This window comes from Rosenbergiella sp. YN46 (genome assembly GCF_036620675.1).
In the GTDB taxonomy this organism is placed as follows: domain Bacteria; phylum Pseudomonadota; class Gammaproteobacteria; order Enterobacterales; family Enterobacteriaceae; genus Jejubacter.
Map to the genome: position 1 here is coordinate 1 of NZ_JAZHEE010000104.1, position 710 is coordinate 710.

2 protein-coding genes are annotated in these 710 nt (G+C 36.5%); both read left to right on the forward strand.

The window, feature by feature from the left end; translation table 11 throughout:
* A partial coding sequence (locus V3W49_RS22710) for an ATP synthase beta subunit C-terminal domain-containing protein (RefSeq protein WP_500148207.1) occupies nucleotides 1-514 on the forward strand: 514 nt, incomplete at its 5' end.
* The coding region (locus V3W49_RS22715; RefSeq protein WP_500148209.1) for a hypothetical protein at nucleotides 514-710 on the forward strand (197 nt) is incomplete at its 3' end. The genes V3W49_RS22710 and V3W49_RS22715, both read left to right, overlap by 1 nt.

Genomic DNA, 710 nt, shown 5'->3' on the forward strand with positions numbered 1-710 from the left:
AGCAAATAGAAGACACTTTCCAGCAATCAACTGGCTGACCAGCTATTCTTTGTATGTTGATGATCTGGCTGATTGGTACAAATCTAAGGTTTCTAAGGACTGGATCGATCTTAGAAAAGAGGCGTTAGAACTTTTACAGAAAGAATCAGAATTACAAGAAATTGTTCAGTTAGTCGGATCCGACGCACTTCCTGAACCAGAAAAAGGTGTTTTAGATATTGCTCGTTCTATTCGAGAAGACTACCTACAACAAAATGCATTCGATGAAGTTGATACTTACACATCAATTCAGAAACAATACAAGATGTTGCAAATCATTTTAGAATTTGGTAGATTGGAAGCTGATGCAATAAAGAAAGGAATTACTGCTGCAAATGCATCTTCACTTACATCAAGAGGAATGATACCAAAAATGAAATGGACAAAAGAGGATCAACTGGAACAGCTAGTTAATGACATTAAATCCAAGATGAAACAAGAATTTGATAATCTTTCAAAGGAGATTTCTAACTAATGTCTAATGTTTCATTCAAAACACTTGACAAGATTGCAGGACCGCTAATATTTGTCAAAGGAGTAGATAACGCAGCATACGGTGAAATGGTAGAAATAAAATTGCCAGATGGAGAAAGACTACCGGGCCAAGTTTTAGATACCAGTCAAGGGCTAGCTGTAATCCAAGTATTTGGACCAACAATTGGTTTGAGTAC